Here is a 20,267-nt window from a genome sequence, read left to right as displayed (position 1 = left end):
CTTGTGGGCAGTTTCAGCCTCAGCTTACCGCTTCGTCTGCTGCCACTCATCAGTCCGTGACTTCTGCGCATAGTAAATGAACCCATTAACTTGCGCAATTTTTATACAATCACGATGACTGGTTGAAACGGAATACCGGCAGCAGATACGGTGTCGTCTGCGCGATAATCGCTTCATATTGCGCAGGTTCCAGAGTACGCCATAAGCGCTGATACCAGACGTCAGCCCCTTCACCACTCACTACCATGTTGCCTTCGTAAGCCTGTAAAAATTTACTGCGGGCTTTCTGCTGCGAGTCTTCGTCTTCTAAGATGGCATCATTTTCGGCATCGTAACAGGCTTTTATCCATGCTCCGCCGCTCTCCGGCAGGAACAGCAACGGTTGACACATTCCCTGACGATAGCCTGCAACCAGCTGTGACAAATACGCTTTCGCTTCATCTGCCGCCAGCGGCGGGAAGCACCACTCCCCTTCTTTACGCAACAGCAGACGGCTGTCACCCGTTCCGCCACTTGCACAGTAGACAAGGTGTTCCAGCCAAAGTTGCATTCCCTGTGAAACGCTAAGCAAAGAAGGACGCCAACGCAGCAGGCCATTTTCCTGAACCTGAGGCAGCCAGCCGGTGATATTCACCCCGTCACAGTCGAGATCAATTTCCATGCTCTGCGCCGTGCGGCGATACTCAATCACCCGGCTCGCCAGCGCGGTCATTTCCTGATACTGGGCCTCCCAGGCAATTTCACCAAACGGTCCGTAGGGCAGTTCACCGGCCGCGCGATAGCGTCGATACATCTGCCCGGCATCCTTCTGCTCAATCAGGGTATTAAGCAACTGCTGATTAAGCTGATAGCGCGTTAACCCTTCGAGGGTGAACGGTTCGGTATCCGGGATATCGTTCTCTTCATTGCGGAAGTTCACCTGCAGGCGCATCTGGAAAAAGGCGCGCACCGGGTGCGCCCAGAAGCGCTGAAGCTGTTCGAGCGGCAGTGTGGTTAACGTCAGTGGTTCCAACGGCTGGATAAAGCTGGAATGCGCTTCGCCCTGCTGACTCGCCGCCGCCAGCCACTCCTGGGCATAGCTTTGCTGTTCACCGGCTTTGTAGTTGTCGGCATCAAACGGCATGCGCGGATGCAGCTGCATGATATGGCGCTTCACCCGCTGTTCGCTTTCATCGCAGTTGAGCGCTTCGTCGCCCTCAAGGCAGTGGCTCTGGCCGATGTAATCCAGCAGCTCCTGTACCAGCACCGACGGGTAGCGTTCGCTGTTATCCTGAATAGAACGGCCGATGTAGCTGATATAGAGTGATTTTTCCGCCGACATCATCGCTTCAAGGAACAGATAGCGGTCGTCGTCGCGGCGGCTACGGTCGCCGCGCAGCGGCTTCTGGCTCATCAGATCAAAGCCGAGCGGTGCCAGCGCGCGTGGGTAAATTCCGTCGTTCATGCCTAGCAGGCACACCACTTTGAACGGAATGGAGCGCATCGGCATGAGGGTACAAATATTGATTGGCCCCGCCAGGAAGCGCTGGCTGATACGTTCCTGATCGAGACGCTGCGCCAGTTCATCGCGCAGCAGCGTCAGCGGTACCTCTCCGGCGTACTGCGACTGTACGCCCTGGGCGATGATTGCCTGCCACTGCTGCTCGATCAGCGTCAGCGCGGCCTCTGTGTCCTGATCCGGCAGGAAGAAGTCGTTGAGCATCTCACGACACACCGGCAGCCACTCCTCCAGCGAGCGAGTCTGCGTCAATACCTGCCGCCAGCGGTTTAGCTGCATCAGCAAAGAAGCCAGGTACCCGACCAGCTCGGCAATCAGGCCGCTAGACTCATCATACGGCAGCACTTCCTGCCATTCGCCCTGTTCGCTCTCCATCGCGTAGCCCAGCAGCATACGCGTAAGACCAAAGCGCCAGGTATGCTGCCCGGTGGCGGGCAGGTCCATTTCGCGGACGTTATCATCGTCCATCCCCCAACGTACGCCGGACTCGCTCACCCATTGGCGAAGGTGCAGCAGGCCCGCTTCATCAATGTTAAAGCGCGCCGCCAGCACCGGCACATCAAGCAGCGCAAGTACGTCTTCGCTGGTGAAACGGCTATCGGGTAGCGACAGCAGAGTAATAAACGCCTGCATTGCCGGGTGCGCCTGACGGGCGCGACGGTCCGAAATAGCGTACGGCAGGTAGCATTCGCCGGTCGCACTACCAAAAACGGCCTGAATAAACGGGCTGTAGCTGTCGATATCCGCCACCATCACGATAATATCGCGCGGCGTCAGCGTCGGGTCGGCTTCCAGCATGGCGAGCAGGCGGTCATGCAATACTTCGACTTCGCGCTGCGGGCTGTGGCAAACGTGAACGGTCAGGCTGCGGTCGTCTCGCGCCAGCGGGCGCTTGTCGCCGCTATGGGCGAACTCTTCCGCGCTGCGCCCGGCGATGGCAGAATTTTTCAGCTCCAGTACGTCGTACTGAAGGTTGTGCAACAGATTGTCAGGTTCGATATCGACGAACGCATCCAGTTCCTGATAGCGTTCAAGCCCCGCCAACAGGTAGATGTAGTCGCGTCCCAGCTTGCCCCAGGAGGCCAGCATCGGGTTGCCAACGTCCTGCTCGCCGTCATCGTTAAACAGTCCCGGCGCGTGGCTGGCATCCTGGAACAGCGGCAGTTCACGCTTTTCCCGGTAATGGCGACGCTGGCGTGCCATCAGCCGCGCCAGAAACGCCGGGTCTTTAATATCACCCCAGTAGTAGCGGCACGGGTTGGTGAACAACACGTAAATATCGACGTGCTTGCCCAGCGCCTGCAGCGCGTGCAGGTAGACCGGCGGTAACGCAGAGATTCCGCAGATAAAGACCCGCGGCGGCAGCCCTGCAGGCGGTTGGTCGCTGTTTTCCAGCGTGTCGATAAAGCGCTGGTATAAGTTGGCGCGATGCCACAGCGGCTGACCCAGTGCGGCAGTATGTTCCACCAGCGCTTTCCACAGCGGCGCTTGCCACGCCTGCGCCTCGCCTACGCCGTCAACTAATCTTCCAGCTTCCCACTCCGTGAGCCATTCAGGGCGATAGACCAGATACTGGTCATATAAGTCAGCTACGCGGGAGGCAAGCTGGAACAGCTTACGCTTGTCGGCATCATCGGTGAGATAGTGGCGCAGCGGGGTAAAGGCCTCGTCATCCAGCATGCCCGGCAGCAGGGTCATTAGCTTCCAGCTCATGCTCTGCTTGTTAAAAGCGCTCTCGGCGGGGATTTCAGGCAGAACGCGAGTAAACATGTCCCAGATAAAACTGGCAGGTAGCGGGAAATCGATATTCGCGGCAATGCCAAAACGCTGTGATAGCGTCATCTGCAGCCACTGCGCCATCCCGGTACTCTGCACCAGAATCATTTCAGGCTCGAAAGGGTCCGCCAGCCGGTCCTGTTCAACGATGAACTCCATCAATGCTTCCAGCACATCCAGACGGTTGGAATGATAGACCCTTAACATAATCGCTCCTGACTACTGACTGACCGGGCAATGCAGACGAGACAAACGCCCCTGCCTGCCCATGGGGGTGGTAATAGTAGCATTGATGCTGACACAACGTTGTGACGATGTCTGCCCCCGCTCACTCGTCCAGCCGTCAGGAACCGCTTGCGTCTGCTGCTGCGTTTGCAACCAGGCGTAGCGCCACATCTGGCGGTAGTGATTAAGCGTCACGCTGCTGGTTGCCAGCACGCGATAATAGCCGCCAAGCGCCGTCACTACGCTCACCATCAGAAACATCGCTAGCACGACTTCCGGCAGGCTAAAGCCTCTGGCTTTCAGGGTATCTGGCATAACGCGGCCTCCGTTAAAGGGCAAAAATCACTCCAGCCATGTGGTGAAAAATGGAGGTTTCCGCCTGCCCACGAGCCCGACTGCCAGAGGCTGAGCGCGCCATTTTTTGCTATCAGCAGCAGCGTGCCGTCGCTAAAGCGCCGCAGGCAGACCCGGCTGTCGGATTCATAAACCAGGCATTGCGCTCCGGCTTCTGCCGCCCAGCGCTGAACCTTCCCCCACTGAAGAGCGGAGTGAACCTTCGCAGTACGTTGAATTAAGCGACTTTCGTTGCTCACTTTCTGCGTCTGTTGGCGCTGCGCCTGATTTAACCCCTGGAGCATCAGGCTTCCTAAGACCAGCAGCATGAGCACCATCGCCAGTGACGAAACGCCGAGTTCACGGTTCACTGGTTGTATCCCGTGACGCCGTACTGCACGCTAGCCGCGATGTTGCCCGCGGCCATCGCGGACAGCGTAATAAACAGCTCCGGTGAGAAGCCTGCATTCACATGACGCGTCACCTGAAATGCCGTAACGGTCGCCGTTTTCGGGTCGGTCATTTTGTTCCAGCCTTTATCATTGCAGGTATTCACCCCGCGCAGGGTTTCCAGCACGCCGGAGGTCAGGCGAAAACCTATCGTATCAGCGTTATCTGCCGGCGTAGTTTCCCAGACGCCGTTGCTGTTACCATCCCAGCGCGCAATGACGCACTCTCCCTGTTGCGCGATTTGCAGCGCCTGTCCTGAACAACCGTCGCCGCCACAGTAGCCAGCTCGCTGTAAATGCTTGGCTATGGTGAAGGCGCTCTGCCAGAGATCGTCTTCGAGCGCTTGCTGCCGCATCTGCTGGAATATGCCGCGCTGTAATGCGGGCAAAAATCGGGAAGCCCCCAGCAATAAAATGCTGCTGATAGCCATCGCAATCAGCACTTCCAGCAGTGAAAAGCCGCGCATCAGCATGTTGCCCCCTCACACAAACGTACCCGTCCCCAGCTCGAGATAACCATCGTCCAGCTTCCCGCCTCACTTTCCAGCGTAATGCTGCCGGCCCATGCCGTATTACGCAGGCCAAAGAAAGCCAGATTCGGTGTGATTTTCGTTAACCCAACTTCGGCCCATTGCGAACGATAGACCGCAGGGTTTCCAGCAGGACAGCCGTCCAGAACCGTATCATCTGCCACCAGACACCACGCCACGGGACTACGATTAACCCGAAATCGACGATCGTGGTTACGCCAGTTGGCATCGCTACGCATTGCTGTCAGGTAGTCGCGTAGTTCGCTGGCGGTTTGCCATAGGCGCTGTGACTGTTGCCAGCTTCGCCAGCCGTAAAGGCCGGAGGCGCTAAGAATAAGCACCAGCGTCAGCGCAACCAGGGTCTCAATGAGGGTGTAGCCTCGTTCTCTTTCTCTGTTCATGGCGGGCAGTATGGTGCGCGCTTCAATAAGGCACGAGGCTGGGATTTAGTTTTTACGAGTCGTCTTCAGGGGAAAATAGCGGTTTGCTGCAACGCGAGGATAACTGTGGACAGCGCTTCGCAAAACGCGACGTTTTCAGCATCAGGAATGCTGACGAACGCACATAAAAAAACCGGCGCAAATGCGCCGGTTATTCATTGCCGTGAGGTTAAATCGCCACCGGCGCTTTGATACCCGGGTGCGGGTCGTAGCCTTCGATTTCGAAGTCATCAAAGCGGTAGTCAAAGATAGACTCCGGCTTGCGTTTAATCACCAGCTTCGGCAGCGCGCGCGGTTCGCGAGTCAGCTGTAGCGCGGTCTGTTCCATGTGGTTGCTGTACAGGTGGGTATCCCCGCCGGTCCAGACAAAATCACCCACTTCCAGGTCGCACTGCTGCGCCATCATATGCACCAGCAGCGCATAGCTGGCGATGTTGAACGGCAGGCCAAGGAACACGTCGCAGGAGCGCTGATAGAGCTGGCAGGAAAGCTTACCGTCAGCCACGTAGAACTGGAAGAACGCGTGGCATGGTGCCAGCGCCATTTTGTCCAGTTCACCGACGTTCCACGCAGAAACGATGATGCGGCGCGAGTCCGGGTCATTTTTCAGCTGGTTCATCACGGTGGTGATCTGGTCGATATGGCGGCCATCCGGCGTCGGCCAGGCGCGCCATTGTTTACCATACACCGGGCCCAGGTTGCCGTTCTCGTCGGCCCATTCATCCCAGATGCTGACGTTGTTTTCGTGCAGGTAGGCGACGTTGGTGTCGCCCTGCAGGAACCACAGCAGTTCGTGGATGATGGAGCGAAGGTGGCAGCGCTTGGTGGTCACCAGCGGGAAACCTTCTTGCAGGTTAAAGCGCATCTGGTGGCCAAAAATGGAGACGGTGCCGGTGCCGGTACGGTCATTTTTCTGGGTGCCCTCATCGAGCACCTTCTGCATCAGTTCAAGATACTGTTTCATGCTTCCTCAGGAGATCTGTTTCTGCGGACGGCGAAACGCCCAGACCATCATAATGATACCCGCAAGCACCATCGGAATCGAAAGAATCTGCCCCATGCTGATGTACTGCACCCATTCACCGGTGAACTGCGCATCCGGCTGGCGGAAGAATTCAGAGATGATGCGGAACAGGCCGTAACCAATCAGGAACAGGCCGGAGACCGAGCCCGCCGGGCGTGGTTTACGGATAAAGAAGTTCAGGATCAGGAACAGCACCACGCCTTCGAGCGCCAGTTCGTACAGCTGAGACGCATGACGCGGCAGCGAGCCGTAGGTATCAAACAGCGTTTGCCATTCAGGGTGAGACGGCAGCAGCGCCAGGTCTTCCGCACGAGAGCCCGGGAACAGCATGGTGTAGTGGAAGCTCGGGTCGACGCGGCCCCACAGTTCGCCGTTGATAAAGTTCCCCAGACGTCCGCAGCCAAGACCAAACGGGATCAGCGGCGCAATAAAGTCAGACACCTGGAAGAAGGTACGCTTGGTGCGTTTGGCGAAGATAATCATCACCACGATCACGCCAATCAGGCCGCCGTGGAAGGACATCCCACCGTCCCAGACGCGGAACAGATACAGCGGATCATGCAGGAAGGAGTCGAAGTTGTAGAACATGACGTAGCCGATGCGCCCGCCGAGGAACACCCCGAGGAAGCCCGCGTACAGCAGGTTTTCAACTTCGTTTTTGGTCCAGCCGCTGTTTGGGCGGTTCGCTCGACGCGTCGCCAGCCACATGGCAAAGATAAAGCCCACAAGGTACATCATGCCGTACCAATGCAGGGAAACCGGTCCGATGGAGAAAATTACCGGATCAAAGTCCGGGAAACGCAGATAACCACTATTCATCTGTCACCACAAATGCTTGTTATTCCGCCGAAAGTGGACAGCGGTAGAGATGCGCGCCGGAGATTTCTGGCGCTCCAAAGGTGCGAATGATAGCACAGGGGAGATGAGAGATGATGCGCAGAAGATGTAAAAGATATGTATAAACGGGGAGCGATAGGAGATCCCGGCGTCGCTGCGCTCGGCCGGGCTACGAGGTGGTGCAAAATGCAGGCCGGACAAGCGTAGCGCCATCCGGCAATGTGCGTCGGGTGGCCTACAGGCCGCCGCGAATCAAGCCGCCGAGGCCACGGCGCTCCATAAACGCCGCCACCTGATGGCGCACTTCGGTGGCCATCTGCGCGTCGAGACTGCGCCGCGCCAGGGTTTCAGCATCTTCGAGGTCGATATTACGCAGCAGGTACTTCACGCGCGCCACCGAGCGGCCGTTCATCGACAAATGACGGAAACCCAAGCCCACCAGAATGGTGACGCACATCGGGTCGCCGGCCATTTCGCCGCACAGGCGTAAATCAATGCCGTAGCGATCGGCTTCCTGGACAATCATCGACAGCACCCGAATCATGCCAGGGTGCAGGCTGTCATACATGCTGGCGACGCGCGTGTTGTTCCGGTCTACCGCCAGCACGTACTGGGTCAAATCGTTGGTGCCCACCGAAATGAAATCAACGCGGTTTACCAGATTCGGCAGCATGAAGATCATCGATGGCACTTCCAGCATGATCCCGATCCGCGGTTTTGGAATCGCGTAGCCGATCATCTCTTCCACTTCACGACCGGCACGGTCGATCAGGCGGCGTGCTTCGTCCACCTCTTCCAGGTTGGTGATCATCGGCAGCAGGATGCTGAGGTTGCCGGTTGCCGCGTTAGCACGCAGCATCGCGCGCACCTGGATCAGGAAGATCTCTGGCTGATCGAGCGTTATACGGATGCCACGCCAGCCAAGGCACGGGTTCTCTTCGCTAATCGGCATGTACGGTAGCTGTTTGTCCGCGCCGACGTCGAGCGTTCGCAGCGTCACGGGTTTGTCGTTAAACATCTGCAGCATGCCCTGATACTGCGCGACCTGCTCCTCTTCCGATGGGAAGCCGCTTTGCAGCATAAACGGAATTTCAGTGCGGTAGAGGCCGATGCCGTCAATGCGACGACCCAGCTTTTGTTCATGTTCCGGGCTTAAACCGGCGTTAAGCATCACTTTCACCCGCTCGCCGCTTTTCAGTTCGGCCGGGCGCTCAACGTCCCCTTCAGCCAGGCGGCTCAGCTCATTTTCTTCGCTGATGAGGCGCTGGTATTCCTGCACCAGGATAGGTTCGGGGTCGACCAGTAGTTCGCCGCGATAGCCATCGACCACCAGCGTACGCCCATGAAGGATCGCGGGCTGAATATCCGCCCCCATTACCGTCGGAATGCCCAGCGCGCGCACCATGATCGCCGCGTGGGAGTTGGCGGCGCCGTCACGAACGACCACGCCCGCTAACCGATCCTGCGGAACTTCAGCCAGCGTCGCCGCAGAAAGCTCGTCGGCCACCAGCACAAAGCGCTCCGGCCAACCGTTAGCGCCTTGCGTGGTGTCATCAAGATGGAACAGCAATCGCTGCCCAAGCGTGCGCAGATCGCCCGCCCGCTCTTTCAAATAGCCATCGCTCAGCGCGGCAAACTGTTCAGCGAACTTCTCGATGATTTTCTTCACCGACCATTCGGCAACCGAGCCTTTATCCACTTCCGCAAACAGCTCGCGCCGCAGGCTGGCATCAGAGAGCAGGTGTGAATAGAGGTCAAAAATCGCCGCCGTCTCTTTTTGCGCTCCGGCGGCATAGCGTTTGCTGTAGCGACGGAATTCGTTCGCCGCCTCTTCCAGCGCGCCGGTTAAGCGCTCGCGCTCAAGCGCGGTGTCCAGCGAGGACGCTTCGTAAACCTGCTCCATTAATGGCAGGGTCGCGTCCATCCAGCCTTCGGCTATCGCCACGCCCGGTGAAGCAGGCAGCGCGCGAATGCGCGTCTGACGATACTGACCAAACAGCGCCGTCAGCTGAGATTGAGAGAGGATTGCCGCCATTTGCGTGGCGAGCGTCACCAGGAATGACTCTTCGCTTTCGTCGAACTGACGCAGTTCACGCTGCTGTACCACCAGTACGCCAAGCAGTTGGCGGCGCTGAATAATCGGCACGCCAAGAAACGCGCGGAAGCGCTCTTCTTTTACTGAGGGAATGTATTTATAGCTGGGGTGTTTTTGCGCGTCGGCAAGGTTGATGGGTTCGGCCAGTCGGCCGACCAGGCCAACGATGCCTTCATCAAAGGCGAGCGTAATGGTACGACCCCGTGGCTTCTTCAGACCACGGGTCGCCATCAGATAAAAGCAGCGTCGATCGTTGTCGGCGAGATAGACCGAGCAAACCTCCGTCTCCATCGCGTGGCAGACGTCAGTGACCAGAATATCCAGCGCCTCGTTCAGACGAGGCGCACTCGCGACCTTCTCAACAATTTCGCGTAAGCGCGTGAGCATAATGTGCGTGGCTTAACCTCTTTTGCGTCGATAAGCAGGCGCGCTTTGCGGTTTTGGGGCGCTCTCCGCAAGCGCCATCACTACACTGGCGAACTCTTTCATCACCCGGCGGTAGACATCGCGTTTAAACGAGACGACCTGACGTACCGGATACCAGTAACTCACCCAGCGCCAGCCGTCGAATTCAGGCGTGCTGCTGGTTTGCATATTGATATCCGCGTCATTGCCGATCAACTGCAAGAGAAACCACTTTTGTTTCTGGCCGATACAAACCGGCTTAGTGTCCCAACGCACCAAACGTTTTGGCAACTTGTAACGCAACCAGTTTCGGGTCGAAGCGAGGATCCGCACATCCTTGCGGCTTAATCCAACTTCTTCGAACAGTTCCCGATACATCGCCTGTTCTGCCGTCTCACCGGGGTTTATGCCCCCTTGGGGAAATTGCCAGGAGTGCTGACCATAGCGTCGGGCCCACATTACCTGGCCCTGACGATTGCAAATTACAATACCTACATTCGGGCGGTAGCCATCGTCATCAATCACCGGACTACCTCAAAATAAGCTTCAATGTGAATGATTGTTTCACACTCGCTGGAAACGGTAAACCACTCTATTGCGCCACGACTAACGAATAACATTTGAATAACTCACAGTAATCATCAGAGTTATAAACAGAGAACCGCGCTTGCCGACGATTTTATTCACTTTTTCTGTGGATAGAGTTGTGAAGAAGTACGGAATTACCCAGGGAAAACCCAGAGTACTCTGAATAATCGCATGTCATCTTCAATCAGTAAAACGATATTTTTCATTATGTTATTATAGTTAATCCTGATGCATTAGCGCATAACGTGATGATCATCACATAGGCGATCCTTCAATTGATGAAAGATCGAGCAACGTTGGTTTTATCCACAGATTGTGCAAACATCTTAGGCATCTTTTGTGCGAAAATTCGATTTTCGTCGCACGTCAAGGCTGTAAATTGAAACAGTAGTAGGGCTTTTCCCCAGTTATCCCACTTTTCTGTGGATAACATGGTGTAAGATCCTGTTTATTGTCAGTGACCAGATTTGGAAAACCTTTTTCGACGTCATTTTTTCGTCGTTTTTTATCAAAAAAAAGGCATGATAATCATCACGTTGTCATATTTACCCAGAAAAAGTTAAACTCTATCCACACCCGGTAAAATTGTCGTTCATTTTTTCACCACAAGGCGCACCATCATGTCCACCCTTGCTCCACTTCGCGAATCGCCTAAAACCCAGGCTGAACTTCTTGCTCAGGCGCAGCGACTGGCGGGCTATTCGTTGGGTGAACTGGCGGCGATGGCTGGCATCGTCGCGCCGAAGGATTTAAAGCGAGACAAAGGCTGGATTGGCGTGCTGCTGGAGATTTGGCTGGGCGCCAGCGCCGGGAGTAAGCCCGAACAGGATTTCGCCGCGCTGGGCGTTGAGCTGAAAACCATTCCTATCGATTCCCAGGGTCGCCCGCTGGAGACCACCTTCGTGTGCGTCGCGCCGCTGACCGGTAACTCCGGCGTGACCTGGGAAAATAGCCACGTGCGCCACAAGCTCAAGCGGGTGCTGTGGATCCCGGTGGAAGGTGAACGGTCGATCCCGCTTGCTGAACGCCGCGTGGGCGCGCCGCTGCTGTGGACCCCAAGCGCAGAAGAAGAGCGTCAGTTACAGATGGACTGGGAAGAGCTAATGGATCTCATCGTTCTTGGTCAGGTGGAGCGTATTACCGCCCGCCACGGCGAAGTGCTACAGCTCAGGCCGAAGGCCGCGAACAGCAAGGCGCTGACCGAAGCCATTGGCGCGAAAGGCGAGCCCATCATGACCCTACCCCGCGGCTTCTATCTCAAAAAGAACTTCACCGCCGCCCTACTGGCGCGCCACTTTATGCTGCGGGTCGATTAATTTTTTTGTCCTGCCGCACAGCGGGATTATACTTCCCCCGCTGTGCGCGACCGGCACGCCTTCACCCTTCCTCTGACCGCCTGGAATGCGTTTCTGGGGAGGGTTTTGCATCGGTTGTCGCAACGCACCTCAACTATATCGATTAACGCTTTCGTTTTATTTGGCAGGACTTATCTAATGTTATTTGCATGGATCACCGACCCCAATGCCTGGCTTGCACTCGGCACGCTGACGATTCTGGAAATCGTTCTGGGGATCGATAATATTATTTTTCTCTCTCTGGTTGTTGCTAAGCTCCCTACCGCGCAGCGTGCGCATGCCCGTCGTTTGGGGTTAATGGGGGCCATGCTCATGCGCCTTGCGCTGCTGGCCTCGATTGCCTGGGTAGTCAAACTCACCCAACCGCTGTTTACCCTGTTCGGTCAGGCGATTTCGATTCGCGATCTGATTTTACTGCTTGGCGGGCTGTTCCTTATCTGGAAGGCCAGTATGGAAATTCATGAGTCTATCGAAGGCGATGAAGAGAGCCTAAAAACGAACGTTCATTCGTTTTTGGGCGCGATCGTGCAGATTATGATGCTGGATATCATCTTCAGCCTTGATTCGGTCATTACCGCCGTCGGTCTTTCCGATCATCTGTTTATTATGATGGCCGCCGTGGTTATTGCGGTTGGCGTGATGATGTTCGCAGCACGCTCAATTGGCGAATTCGTCGAAAGACACCCATCGGTAAAAATGCTAGCTCTGTCGTTCCTGATTCTGGTGGGCTTCACGCTGATTCTTGAAAGCCTCGATGTCCATGTGCCAAAAGGCTATATCTACTTCGCGATGTTCTTCTCTATGGCAGTAGAGAGCCTTAATCTGCTGCGAAGTAAGAAAAATAAACATTAATCAATCATCAACAGCCCTCAATTGAGGGCTGTGTCCGGTTTTTTTAAGATTTTCCTGCTTTATGCTGTGCCTTAGGTCGGTTATTACTAAACTATTAAGAGCGCGGCGATGAAGGGGATAACGATGACAAAATGGGCAGTGTTGATTTCCGCAGTAGGTTTAGCCTTTGCAGTTTCCGGCTGTAGCAGCGATTACGTGATGGCCACCAAAGACGGTCGGATGATCCTGACCGACGGTAAACCGGAAGTCGATGACGACACCGGGCTTATCAGCTATGAAGATCAGCAAGGTAATAAGATGCAGATCAACCGCGACGACGTGTCGCAAATTATCAAACGATAATCAGAGAGGTCAGCCGCCTGCTGGCCTTTTTTCATTTTCTGCTTTCCCTTTTTCTCCCCCTCTGCCATTTTTATATTCCTTTGTCAGGACTCTTTCCTGACGCTGTTGATAAAAGGAAGCCGGCTTATGCAGTACCACCGTATCCCCCACAGCTCGCTTGAGATAAGCACCCTCGGGCTTGGCACAATGACGTTTGGTGAACAAAATAGCGAAGCCGACGCCCATGCACAGCTTGATTATGCCGTTAGCCAGGGCATCAATCTGATCGATGTCGCCGAGATGTACCCCGTTCCTCCGCGCCCGGAAACTCAGGGTCTTACCGAGACCTATGTCGGTAACTGGCTGGCCAAGCATGGCAACCGCGAGAAGCTGGTGATTGCTTCCAAGGTGAGCGGCCCTTCGCGCAACAACGACAGCGGCATTCGCCCCAACCAGGCGCTGGACCGTAAAAACATTCGCGATGCGCTGCACAACTCGCTGACGCGCCTGCAAACCGACTATCTCGATCTCTACCAGGTACACTGGCCACAGCGCCCGACCAACTGCTTTGGCAAACTGGGCTACACCTGGGCCGACTCCGCGCCGGTAGTGTCGCTGCTGGAGACGCTGGAAGCGCTCACCGAATATCAGCGCGCCGGGAAGATTCGCTATATTGGCGTATCCAACGAGACGGCATTTGGCGTGATGCGCTATCTGCATCTGGCGGATAAACACGATCTGCCGCGCATTGTCACCATCCAGAACCCGTACAGCCTGGTGAACCGCAGCTACGAAGTGGCGCTTGCGGAAGTGAGTCAGTTTGAAGGCGTTGAGCTGCTGGCTTACTCCTGCCTGGCCTTCGGGACGCTCACCGGTAAGTACCTGAACGGCGCGAAGCCTGCGGGTGCCCGTAATACGCTCTTCAGCCGTTTTACCCGCTACAGCGGTGAGCAGACGCAGAAGGCGGTGGCGGCATACGTCGATATCGCCAAACGTCATAACCTCGACCCGGCACAAATGGCGCTGGCGTTCGTTCGCCGTCAGCCGTTCGTTGCCAGTACGCTGTTAGGCGCGACGACGATGGAGCAGTTGAAAACTAACGTTGAGAGTCTGCATCTGGAGTTAAGCGCGGACGTTTTAGCGGAGATTGAGGCGGTGCATCAGGTTTATACCTACCCGGCGCCTTAAAATGTAGGCCGGATAAGGCGGCTACGCCGCCATCCGGTAAGGTGCTGCATCGTGCCGGATGGCGCTACGCTTATCCGGCCTGCAATGACTACATTTATAGCCGTAGCCCGGCCAAGCGAAGCGCCGCCGGGTTCACATCAGCGGCGTTTACCCCACAGCCACAGCGCGAGAATTGCCAGCGCAAACAGCACGCCAAAGCCAATCCCCACGCCGACCACCGGAATATTCACCGCCACCGCCAGCGAATAGAGCCCCAGCATAATCAGCATCGCGCTGTTTTCACCGAGGTTTTGTACCGCGATCGCATTACCTGAACCCACGGTCTGTTTGCCGCGGTCCTGCAGCAGCGCATTGAGCGGCACCACGAAGAAGCCGCCGCAGATACCGATGATAAATAGAAGTACGTACGCTGGCAGCAGCGCCTGCTGGAACGCAAAAATGGCAACAACCACGCCAATCAACACCCCGGCAGGCATACAGCGAGCCACGGTTTCAAGCGTCACCAGCTTTGCCGCCGCCCCCGCGCCAACCACAATCCCGACGGCGACCATCGCATTCAGATAGGTCGGCGTCGCGTTATCGGTAATCCCCAATGCCACCGGCACCCACAGCACCAGCAGGAAACGCAGCGTCACTCCGGCTCCCCAGAACATACTGGTGCCGAGCAGTGAGAAACGCGTTTCACCGTTATGCCACAGTACGTTGCAGGCATTGAAGAAGCTGCGGGTCATTGGGCCAAAACGCCAGGACTGCCCGGGACGGGCCGCCGGTAATTTGGGAATGAAAATGTTGGCAACCACCGCACCGCCATACACCACGGCACAAAGCGCCAGCGCACCCACCACACTCCAGTCAGCCACCACGCCACCGGCCACCGAGCCAATCAGGATGGCGGCAATGGTGGAGGCTTCCATCAGACCGTTCGCTTTCACCAGCTTATCGCCAGTGGTGATTTCACCCAGGATGCCGTACTTCGCTGGCGAGTAGGAGGCTGCGCCAATCCCCACCAGCGTGTAGCCGATAAACGGGTTCATACCTGCACAAATTGTTGCCGCACCAATCAACTTCAGGCTGTTGGCGAACATCATCACCCGGCCTTTGCCAAAGCTATCCGCCACCTGGCCGACAAACGGGGCAAAGATGATGTAAGCGCCCACAAACACCATTTGCAGCACCGGCTGGCTCCACTCGGGATAAAACTGCTGCTTCATGAGCGCCAGCACGGCAAACAGCAGCGCGTTATCGCCAAACGCCGAAAGGAACTGGGCGACAATGACCGCCATCATGCCTTTCGACAGCAGGGAGTTGTTAGTGTGTACTGACTCACTCATTCGGATGTTCCGTCTCTGCAACCATGCTCTTCAGGGTGACGAAATCCGGTTTACCGCTGCCAAGCAGCGGCAGCTGTTTAAGCCAGCGAATATCGCGGGGCACAGCCAGCTCCGGTACGCCATGGGCCCGCGCATACTGCAATAGCTTGTCGCGGGTCAGTTCATTATCGGTGGTAAACAGCACCAGCGCCTCGCCTTTGCTGGCGTCGGTTTTCACCGCGGTGGCATGCATCTTCTCAGGCGATACGCCCAGTGCTAGCTGCTCAACAATCTCTAGCGAGACCATTTCGCCGGCAATTTTGGCAAAACGCTTCGCGCGGCCCTGAATTTGCACAAAACCCTGCGCATCAAACGCGACAATGTCACCGGTGTCATACCAGCCGGTTTCCAGTTCGCCGTGCTGATTCTCCGCCGTCGGCACTTCCAGCACGCCCGGATTTTCAACGCGCAGATAGCCCGCCATGATGTTCGGCCCCTTCAATTGCAGACGGCCGCCCTGCTCAATGCCCGGCACCTCCAGCAAACGCGCATCCATGCCCGGCAGAATACGCCCCACCGTGCCCGGCTTGGCCGCCATCGGCACGTTGATGGAAACCACCGGTGCGCACTCGGTCACGCCGTAGCCTTCAAGAATACGCAGGCCAAATTTGTCCTGCCAAAGTTCTTTGGTGCTCTGCTGCAGCTTTTCCGCACCAGCCACGACATAGCGCAGACGATAGAAATCATACGGATTGGCAAAGCGCGCGTAGTTGGCTAAGAAGGTAGATGTACCAAACAGCACGGTGCAGTTACGGTCATAGACCAGCTCCGGCACCACGCGATAATGCAGCGGGCTTGGGTAGAGGAACACCTGCGCGCCGGTCAGCAGCGGCGTGAACAGCCCCACCGTCAGGCCGAAGGAGTGGAACAGCGGCAGCGCCGACATAAAGCGGTCGTTGGCGGTGAAGTCGGCGATGGTTTTAATCTGCTCGACGTTTGCCAGAATGCTTTTATGGCTGTGTACCACCCCTTTCGGATGGCCTTCAGAACCCGAGGTAAAGAGGATAATCGCCGGGTCTTCCGGCTTCTGCGCAACCTGCGCCAGACGTGGCATCAGCACGCGAGAGAAGATCCACAGCTTATCGGCGGTGGTGACATCCCCTTTTAAATCTTCGAGGAACACCCAGCGTACCTGGGTAAGCTGCTCGGTCAGGTGCCAGAGCTTGCCTTTATCAAGGAAAGTGCGGGAGGTAAAAATAGTGCCAATTTGCGCGGCGGTAATCGCGCTGGTAAGCCCTTTAACCCCGGCGGTGTAGTTCATCATGGCCGGAATACGCCCACGAGCGATAGCGCCGAAAATGACCGCCGCGCTGATGCCCGCATTCGGCAGCATCAGGCCAATCTTTTCACCCTGTTTGCTGTATTTCTCCAGAATTCGCGCCACAAACAGCGTTTTGGTCAGCAGCTTGCGGTAGCTATCCGGCTGGAAGTTAATGTCTTCCACGCACGGTTTTTTCTCGCCGTAACGATGCATTGCCGTGAGCAAAGATTCATACAGGGTTTCGCGCGGACGCACCGCCATGCGCGCTTCCATCATAATCTGGTGCAGCATTTCGCCGGCGATTTTGCGCCGGTCACGCGCGCGCGGCGCTTCCGGCATCGGCAGCGTCGTTGGCGGCAGCAGATGCAGCGAGATCCGTGGGAACAGACGCTGCTTCACCAGCCCCTTCAGGCGACTAAAGTGAGTCAGCTCCGCGCCTTCAATGCGCACCGGAATAATCGTCGCGCCAGACTTCGCCGCCACAAAGGCCGCGCCGTCATAAATCTTCATCAGCGAGCCGGATACCGAAATACGCCCTTCCGGGAATATCACTACCGGGCGGCCTTGTTCAATCAGGCGCACCAGATGCTTGATTGACATCGGTTTAGTGGGATCAAGCGGCACAAAATCGATAATGGGCGTCAGCCACCGCATAAACCATTTTTGCGAAATTGAGGTGTAGACGGCAAAAACCGGGCGAACGGGGAGAAATAACGCCAGCAGAATACCATCAAGGAATGAGACGTGGTTTGGCGTAATCAGCACCTTTGGCTGGCTCAGCGCCTCGGTGTTTCCCGTCATCCTGACCCGGAAGAGCACCTTAAATAGCTGTCGGAAAAAACAGAGAAGCATACAAACTCCTTTTGCCATAGTTTTGTCATTGAAGGTTACACGAGAAAACTGTGGAAAAGCAGTCCGGGACGAAAGTCAGGCAAAAAAAAACCTGCGCATCTGCGCAGGTCGGTGTAAGTGATGAAGTACGCAAGGCGTACCATGAAACATTCACCAATCAATACCTCTGGGACTGCTATTGTCGCGCCCTCCACACCTCGCAACCAGCGGAAAAGCGCAAGAGAATGAGCGCAAATGAAACGAGGTATTGCGATTGTCGGGAACTGTAACAGGCGGGCGCGAAGCAAAAAAAAACCTGCGCATCTGCGCAGGTTGGTGTAATCAAGTGGTCAACCTTGTGGGGCGACTTCACCTATCAATACCTCTGGGATAATCAGATTAGCAAGTCGCCTAACGCGTTCTCCAGCAGACATTCGCAACAGCATTTCGCAAAGTGTAAGCAAACGTTTGAATTCTCGCGTTTCGTTGCAGGGTTTCGCACAGCGCGGTGTCACTTTTCCTGGTAATGTCACTTCTGCATCATAATTGTGCAATTCACCACACCGCCATCCTTGAATAGCACGGGGATTTCCGTAACACTGTTGTGGTGTAAGCGTTTACCCTCAGAATTTTTGATTAAGGCATATTATGGCGACAATAAAAGATGTGGCCCGGCTTGCAGGCGTCTCCGTCGCCACCGTATCCCGCGTCATCAACAATTCCCCTAAAGCCAGCGATGCCTCGCGCCAGGCGGTCTCCGCCGCTATGGAAACGCTAAGCTATCATCCCAACGCCAACGCGCGTGCGCTGGCCCAGCAGTCGACCGAAACCGTCGGCCTGGTGGTGGGCGATGTGTCCGATCCCTTTTTCGGCGCCATGGTCAAAGCCGTGGAGCAGGTGGCCTATAACACCGGCAATTTTTTACTGATCGGCAACGGCTATCATAACGAAACCAAAGAACGTCAGGCCATTGAGCAGCTTATCCGCCATCGCTGTGCGGCGCTGGTCGTGCACGCCAAGCTCATCCCCGACGCCGAACTGGCTGATTTAATGAAGCAGATCCCCGGCATGGTGCTGATAAACCGCATTCTGCCCGGCTTTGAAAAGCGCTGCGTGGCGCTGGATGACCGCTACGGCGCCTGGCTCGCCACCCGCCATCTGATTCAGCAAGGTCATACCCGCATCGGCTATATTTGCTCGAACCATACGATTTCGGATGCGGAGGATCGTTTGCAGGGCTACTACGATGCTCTGAAAGAGAGCGGCCTGCCGTGCAATGAGCGGCTGGTAACCTTCGCCGAACCGGACGAGAGCGGCGGTGAACAGGCAATGACCGAACTGTTAGGCCGCGGCAAGCAATTTACCGCGGTGGCCTGCTACAACGATTCGATGGCCGCTGGCGCGATGGGCGTGCTCAACGATAACGGTATCGACGTACCGCAGGAAATTTCGCTGATTGGCTTCGATGATGTGTTGGTTTCCCGCTACGTGCGTCCGCGCTTGACCACCATCCGCTACCCGATTGTCACCATGGCCACTCAGGCGGCGGAGCTGGCGCTGGCGCTGGCAGAAAAGCGCCCGCTGCCGGATATCACCCATCTGTTCAGCCCGACGCTGGTGCGCCGTCACTCGGTGAGCTCACCGGCAGAAGACGTTAAGTCGTAGCGATAAAGGTGTACGGTGGTGTCCGGGTAATCCAGGGCATCGCCGATGTACTGCCAACCGAAGCGCTCATAAAAATCCCGGCAAGCCGAATAGAGGTGCAGCTGCGTAAACCCCTGCCGTGCGGCATAGGTCATCACGTGGCGCTGAAGCTGACCCGACAGACCACAGCCGCGCGCTTCAGGCGTGACATACAGCGCCGCCATCCACGGCCACAGATCCTGACGGCTAATTAAATCGCAGCGCCATAGGCCTACGGTCCCCACCACTTTCTCATCTTCAACGGCAATAAAGGTAAGCGGCAGTGCGCCAGGGCTCTGGCTGTGTTCGATGATGCTGGCAAAAAAGGCACGTGACAGATTCTCACCACCAAAAGCGTGCCACAGCCAGTCGGTCACCTGACCGGCGAACTGCGGACAGTCGTGCAGCGGCAGGATGGTCACATTACTTTTCCCTGGAAGATAGACACAGATTCAAACAGATAACCGTCAAAATCCGGCGCGTCTTCGTCAGACAGTTCCATCAGGCTATTTTTGACGTTCTCAAGATGTTGCCCCATCGCCTGCCAGGCCCCCATCACATCACGGCGACGCAGCGCGGCCAGGATGGTCTGTCGGTCTCCAAGCCACTTCAGCCGGTAGGTACGGCTAGCAATATGGGCATTGAACTGTTGCCACAGCGGGCTGCTGTCCATCTGGATCCAGACGCGTTCAATAGTCGACAGTAACATTTGGTTTTGCGTGGCTCCCGCCAGCACCAGATGGAATAGGCGGCCGTTGTCCTGGCTGGTATCATTCAGTGCAATAGCCCGTTGTTCTTGCTCGATAATCTGTTTGAGGTTATCGATATCCGCGCGGGTTGCCATCTTCGCGGCGAAGGCGGCAATGTTGCTCTCCAGCAGTTGGCGGGCCTGCAGAATTTCAAACGGGCCAACGTCGCTGCTTAGCATCCGCTCTTCCTCACCGTCGCACTCCTGTGGAATGCGCATCACGTATACGCCGGACCCCTGGCGGATATCCACCGTTCCCTGAAGTTCCAGCATCAACAGCGCTTCACGCACGATGGTGCGGCTGACGCCGTAGGTTTCGGCGATATTGCGTTCTGGCGGCAGGCGCGACCCGACGGGATAGCGGCCCTGCATAATCTGAGCGCGCAAATCATCGCCAATCTCCTGATAGGGTTTCTTTTCCGGCGGGACGGTAGCCTTCTCCACAATATCACCTGTAC

The 20,267-nt window shown here is 56.3% G+C and carries 18 protein-coding genes and 1 pseudogene; 6 read left to right on the top strand and 13 right to left on the bottom strand.

Annotation, left to right across the window (positions count from 1 at the left end; translation table 11 throughout):
- Positions 1-109: 109 nt before the first annotated feature.
- From recC to rppH, 9 genes are all read right to left on the bottom strand, one after another.
- The gene (recC, locus tag MY052_RS04660) at positions 110-3,481 is read right to left on the bottom strand and encodes an exodeoxyribonuclease V subunit gamma (RefSeq protein ID WP_248538285.1); all 3,372 of its coding nucleotides are present in this window, start codon (positions 3,479-3,481) and stop codon (positions 110-112) included.
- A gap of 12 nt (positions 3,482-3,493) precedes the next feature.
- Positions 3,494-3,814 (bottom strand): prepilin-type N-terminal cleavage/methylation domain-containing protein, encoded by a 321-nt coding sequence (locus MY052_RS04655; protein WP_248538284.1) that lies wholly within the window; start codon positions 3,812-3,814, stop codon positions 3,494-3,496.
- On the bottom strand, positions 3,799-4,203 hold the full coding sequence (locus MY052_RS04650; RefSeq protein ID WP_248538283.1) for a DUF2509 family protein: 405 nt from the start codon (positions 4,201-4,203) through the stop codon (positions 3,799-3,801). The genes MY052_RS04655 and MY052_RS04650 overlap by 16 nt, the downstream gene beginning before the upstream one ends.
- A complete protein-coding gene (locus tag MY052_RS04645; RefSeq protein WP_248538282.1) occupies positions 4,200-4,754 on the bottom strand; it encodes a prepilin peptidase-dependent protein in 555 nt (184 codons plus the stop codon). The genes MY052_RS04650 and MY052_RS04645 overlap by 4 nt, the downstream gene beginning before the upstream one ends.
- Complete coding sequence (locus MY052_RS04640; protein WP_248538281.1) at positions 4,748-5,212, bottom strand: prepilin peptidase-dependent protein; 465 nt, start codon at positions 5,210-5,212, stop codon at positions 4,748-4,750. Before MY052_RS04640 ends, MY052_RS04645 begins: the two co-directional genes overlap by 7 nt.
- A 208-nt stretch (positions 5,213-5,420) precedes the next feature.
- The gene (gene thyA, locus MY052_RS04635) at positions 5,421-6,215 is read right to left on the bottom strand and encodes a thymidylate synthase (RefSeq protein WP_123650647.1); all 795 of its coding nucleotides are present in this window, start codon (positions 6,213-6,215) and stop codon (positions 5,421-5,423) included.
- 6 nt (positions 6,216-6,221) lie between these two features.
- A complete protein-coding gene (gene lgt, locus MY052_RS04630; RefSeq protein ID WP_115073731.1) occupies positions 6,222-7,094 on the bottom strand; it encodes a prolipoprotein diacylglyceryl transferase in 873 nt (290 codons plus the stop codon).
- 253 nt (positions 7,095-7,347) lie between these two features.
- Positions 7,348-9,594, bottom strand: coding sequence for a phosphoenolpyruvate--protein phosphotransferase (gene ptsP, locus MY052_RS04625; protein WP_202217239.1), 2,247 nt, complete (start codon positions 9,592-9,594; stop codon positions 7,348-7,350).
- Between the two features lie 12 nt (positions 9,595-9,606).
- On the bottom strand, positions 9,607-10,137 hold the full coding sequence (gene rppH / locus MY052_RS04620) for an RNA pyrophosphohydrolase (RefSeq protein ID WP_035893962.1): 531 nt from the start codon (positions 10,135-10,137) through the stop codon (positions 9,607-9,609).
- 441 nt (positions 10,138-10,578) lie between these two features.
- On the opposite strand from rppH, the pseudogene MY052_RS04615 reads away from it, so the two are divergent.
- The 5 genes and pseudogenes from MY052_RS04615 to MY052_RS04595 all read left to right on the top strand — a co-directional run.
- Positions 10,579-10,677 (top strand): annotated as a pseudogene (locus MY052_RS04615) (hypothetical protein); the annotation flags it as partial.
- A gap of 143 nt (positions 10,678-10,820) precedes the next feature.
- Positions 10,821-11,516, top strand: coding sequence for a DNA mismatch repair endonuclease MutH (mutH, locus tag MY052_RS04610; protein ID WP_035893964.1), 696 nt, complete (start codon positions 10,821-10,823; stop codon positions 11,514-11,516).
- 177 nt (positions 11,517-11,693) lie between these two features.
- Positions 11,694-12,407: a TerC family protein gene (locus MY052_RS04605; protein WP_035893966.1), complete on the top strand. Its 714-nt coding sequence runs from the start codon at positions 11,694-11,696 to the stop codon at positions 12,405-12,407.
- A 123-nt stretch (positions 12,408-12,530) separates the two neighbouring features.
- The gene (locus tag MY052_RS04600; protein WP_035893968.1) at positions 12,531-12,749 is read left to right on the top strand and encodes a YgdI/YgdR family lipoprotein; all 219 of its coding nucleotides are present in this window, start codon (positions 12,531-12,533) and stop codon (positions 12,747-12,749) included.
- A gap of 126 nt (positions 12,750-12,875) precedes the next feature.
- Positions 12,876-13,916, top strand: a complete 1,041-nt coding sequence (locus tag MY052_RS04595; RefSeq protein WP_035893970.1) for an NADP(H)-dependent aldo-keto reductase — start codon at positions 12,876-12,878, stop codon at positions 13,914-13,916.
- A gap of 137 nt (positions 13,917-14,053) precedes the next feature.
- Here the strand turns inward: MY052_RS04595 and lplT are convergent, their stop codons facing one another.
- Together lplT and aas are read right to left on the bottom strand one after the other, a co-directional pair.
- Positions 14,054-15,247 (bottom strand): lysophospholipid transporter LplT, encoded by a 1,194-nt coding sequence (lplT, locus tag MY052_RS04590; RefSeq protein ID WP_035893971.1) that lies wholly within the window; start codon positions 15,245-15,247, stop codon positions 14,054-14,056.
- Positions 15,240-17,399 carry a bifunctional acyl-ACP--phospholipid O-acyltransferase/long-chain-fatty-acid--ACP ligase gene (aas, locus tag MY052_RS04585; protein ID WP_035893973.1) on the bottom strand — a complete coding sequence of 720 codons (2,160 nt, stop codon included), beginning with the start codon at positions 17,397-17,399 and terminating at the stop codon, positions 15,240-15,242. The genes lplT and aas overlap by 8 nt, the downstream gene beginning before the upstream one ends.
- Before the next feature lie 627 nt (positions 17,400-18,026).
- Between aas and galR the strand changes: the two genes are divergently transcribed.
- Positions 18,027-19,043 (top strand): HTH-type transcriptional regulator GalR, encoded by a 1,017-nt coding sequence (galR, locus tag MY052_RS04580; RefSeq protein WP_035893974.1) that lies wholly within the window; start codon positions 18,027-18,029, stop codon positions 19,041-19,043.
- On the opposite strand, the gene MY052_RS04575 is transcribed toward galR, so the two are convergent.
- Together MY052_RS04575 and MY052_RS04570 are read right to left on the bottom strand one after the other, a co-directional pair.
- The gene (locus MY052_RS04575) at positions 19,004-19,483 is read right to left on the bottom strand and encodes a GNAT family N-acetyltransferase (RefSeq protein ID WP_248538280.1); all 480 of its coding nucleotides are present in this window, start codon (positions 19,481-19,483) and stop codon (positions 19,004-19,006) included. The two genes, galR and MY052_RS04575, sit on opposite strands and share 40 nt — an antisense overlap.
- Complete coding sequence (locus MY052_RS04570) at positions 19,480-20,253, bottom strand: GntR family transcriptional regulator (protein WP_035893976.1); 774 nt, start codon at positions 20,251-20,253, stop codon at positions 19,480-19,482. Before MY052_RS04570 ends, MY052_RS04575 begins: the two co-directional genes overlap by 4 nt.
- Positions 20,254-20,267: the final 14 nt, after the last annotated feature.

The organism is Kluyvera ascorbata (assembly GCF_023195735.1).
GTDB classification, from domain to species: Bacteria; Pseudomonadota; Gammaproteobacteria; order Enterobacterales; family Enterobacteriaceae; genus Kluyvera; species Kluyvera ascorbata.
The sequence above is the reverse complement of the archived record's forward strand: the minus strand, read 5'-3'. Positions and strand labels throughout refer to the sequence as shown.